This window comes from uncultured Neisseria sp. (genome assembly GCF_951230505.1).
In the GTDB taxonomy this organism is placed as follows: Bacteria; Pseudomonadota; Gammaproteobacteria; order Burkholderiales; family Neisseriaceae; genus Neisseria.
In genome coordinates this window covers 1-3072 of record NZ_CATNVN010000192.1, presented here as the reverse complement: position 1 = coordinate 3072, position 3072 = coordinate 1, and the positions used below count along the sequence as shown (strand labels likewise).

The window sequence follows — 3072 nt, the reverse complement described above, 5'->3', positions numbered from 1 at the left end:
GCGTTGGTTTTCAAGCCGCCGATGTCGCTGAAATCGGCATAGACGGTGTAGGTTTGTGATGATTTGCCGAACGATTGTCCGCCGGCGGCGCGGAAGGCGAGAAAGCCGATAGCGGCCGCGCCCAGCAAGACAAACAGTCCTACCCAAAATTCCAAAGCATTTTTTTTCATGTGCTATTGTCCTTGTTTCATTCTTTTCAAGTGTCGTTTCAGACGGCCTTTAGTCGGTAAACATCCACGCGGTCAACATAAAGTCGACGGCGAGGATGGTCAGGGCGGAAGACACTACCGTGCGTGTACTGGCGCGCAAAATACCTTCGGAAGTCGGTACGCAGTGGAAGCCCTGATGTACGGCGATCAGCGTAACGGCTACACCGAAGGCGGCGGATTTGATTAAGCCGTTGAGTACGTCGTAATGGAAGGTAATGTTGTTTTGCATTTGCGACCAGAAAATACCGCCATCCAAACCCAGCCATTCGACGCCGACCAAATACGCGCCGTAAATGCCGGCAACATTGAAAATTGATGCCAACAAAGGCATGGAAAACACACCCGCCCAAAAGCGCGGCGCAACCACGCGTGCCACAGGGTCGACCGCCATCACGTTCATTGCTTCAAGCTGCTCAGTGGTTTTCATTAAGCCGATTTCGCTGGTCATGGCACCGCCCGCGCTGCTGGCAAACAGAATCGCCGCCAATACGGGACCTAATTCGCGCAACAGGGAAGCGGCAACCATATAGCCCAAAATATCGGCGGATTTGAATTTTGCCAGCTGCGTATAGCCTTGCAAGCCCAATACCATGCCGACAAACAGGCCGGAGACGGCAACAATCAGGACAGACAACACGCCTGCAAAGTAAACCTGGCGGATGCTCAGGCGCGGGCGGGCAAACGCCGTACCTGATTTGGCCAGGATCTGCAGGAAAAACAGCGTAATGCTGCCCAGCGATTGGATGAAGCCGAGGGTTTTTGCCCCGACGGAACGGATAAAATTCATAGGTTTCAGTTGATTGGTTAAATGGTTTTCAGACGGCCTTGTTTAAGTTTCAGGCCGTCTGAACATCAGCCCAGCAAGTCTTGTTTTAAAGTCGTTTGCGCCGGATAGCGGTAGGCGACGGGGCCGTCTGCCAAACCGCCGACAAACTGGCGTACCCAAGGCGAGTCGAGTTCGCGCATTTCTTCGGGCGATCCGGAGAACATGATTTCGCCGTGTGCCAAGAAAATCACTTGATCGACGATTTCCAGCGATTTTTCGATGTCGTGCGTTACCATCACGCTGGTGGAGCGCAGGGCTTTGTTGGCGCGGCTGATGAGGTGGGCGATGACGCCCAGCGAAATCGGGTCGAGGCCGGTGAAAGGTTCGTCATACAACATGATTTCAGGGTCGAGCGCAATCGTACGCGCGAGGGCGACGCGGCGCGACATACCGCCGGAAAGCTCGGAAGGCATCAGGTTTTCAATGCCGCGCAAACCGACTGCATTCAGTTTCAGCAATACTAAATCGCGGATGACCGCTTCGGGCAAATCCGTCAGTTCGCGCATGGGGAAGGCGATGTTGTCGAAGACGGATAAGTCGGTGAACAATGCGCCGTGTTGGAACAAAACGCCCATGCGACGGCGGTGTTCGTACAGCTCCTGCGCCGAAAAGGCGGCCAAATCACGCCCTTCAATCAGCACTTTGCCCGATTGTGGGCGGATTTGACCCGTAATCAGGCGCATCAGCGTGGTTTTACCGCTGCCCGAACCACCCATTACGGCGGCGAAATTGCCTTGTGGAATGCTGAAGTTGATGTTGTTCAGAATAGGACGGTCGCCATATGCGAAGGCAACGTCTTTCATTTCGATGAAGGGTGTGGAACTCATGCAGGAGAGGGGTGTCGAAAAATGTATTTTAATTACGAGTATTGTAAAGGGTATTGGATATTCGGGCAATTTTCAGACGGCCTGCGCTTAGGAATAACGGGTAAAAACGTGTGAAAGAATGCAGAAGCGTTGGTGCTACGGTCGTTTTGTCGTATGTTGTGTCAAACATACAGACAGATGTGTAGGTATATAAAGAAGCGGGCAAACATGCCCGCCTTATTTTTAATATTTCTGCAAACCTTCTACCTTGATTTCTTTTGCATTGGCATTGATGAAGGCTTGAGTTGCTTTCATCGTGGCTTGAATGCGTGGATCGTTCCAGCGCACGATTTGGTTGTTTTCATCGCGCTTGTCCGACCAGATAATCACGCCGTCGGTGTATTTTTTGCTGATTTCAAGCATTTTGCGCCAGCGGACGGGGTCGATGAATTGTTTGAAATAAGGGCTGTTGGTGGCCGAATAATATTGCGGCCAGATGTAGCCGATGATTTTTTTGTTGGGAAAGCGTTGGTGGATGTCATCAACGGCGGTTTTCACGTCTTTTTCCCATTGCACCAAATCGGGGGAAGTGATGTAGAACACAGGATTGGCATAGTCGCTGATGGCGGCGGTGGGCGCACGGCGTTTGCTGACTTGCCGCCATTTGGCCAAGATGGCTTCGTTGTCAACGTTGGGGCGGTAGTGGCGGATGCCGTGCAGGTGTTCGGAGGGCATGCCGTAGTTGCTGATGAAGGCGCGCGGGTTTTCTTCTCTGAAGATTTGGTACATCCGCGCGAAGTCGGTTTTCAATTCGTCGGGTGTCAGCAGCTGGCCGTCTTTTTCGGCAAACCAGCTTTCGATGTCGGTGGAAATGGTGCGGTAGCCTTCGCGGCGCGATTGTTTGGCCAATTCACGGATGCGCGCTTCGTTGAGTACGCCGTGTTTGCGTTTGCCCGTCGGATCGGGTTTGACCAACTCGCTTTCGTAAACCAAGAACACTTTGGAGAGTTTGTCGGCGGTCAGGTCGGGTTTGCCGACGTAGTCCATGCGGTCGTAGATGATGAAATCTTTGGCATGGGCGGAGAGGGCGGTCAATAAGAGGACGAGGGGCAAAAGGCGGTTGGGTTTCATATTTTTAGGCAGATAAGGGAAAAGGGCCATTGTACGGGAAGCGGTGTTAAAGTGAGTCAAAGGCCGTCTGAAAGGATAAAAGTTCTTTCAGACGGCCTTT

Annotated in this window: 3 protein-coding genes and 1 pseudogene; all 4 read right to left on the bottom strand. The window is 52.5% G+C overall.

The genetic code is table 11. From position 1 onward, the window contains the following. Positions 1 to 170, bottom strand: a pseudogene (locus tag Q1M25_RS09260) (outer membrane lipid asymmetry maintenance protein MlaD); the annotation flags it as partial. 49 nt (positions 171 to 219) lie between these two features. Continuing rightward, positions 220 to 996 carry a lipid asymmetry maintenance ABC transporter permease subunit MlaE gene (mlaE, locus tag Q1M25_RS09255; protein ID WP_003683792.1) on the bottom strand — a complete coding sequence of 259 codons (777 nt, stop codon included), beginning with the start codon at positions 994 to 996 and terminating at the stop codon, positions 220 to 222. 65 nt (positions 997 to 1061) lie between these two features. Next, positions 1062 to 1862, bottom strand: coding sequence for an ABC transporter ATP-binding protein (locus Q1M25_RS09250; protein WP_036492152.1), 801 nt, complete (start codon positions 1860 to 1862; stop codon positions 1062 to 1064). A gap of 222 nt (positions 1863 to 2084) precedes the next feature. Next, positions 2085 to 2972, bottom strand: a complete 888-nt coding sequence (locus tag Q1M25_RS09245) for a hypothetical protein (RefSeq protein WP_224783272.1) — start codon at positions 2970 to 2972, stop codon at positions 2085 to 2087. Between the last annotated feature and the right edge of the window lie 100 nt (positions 2973 to 3072).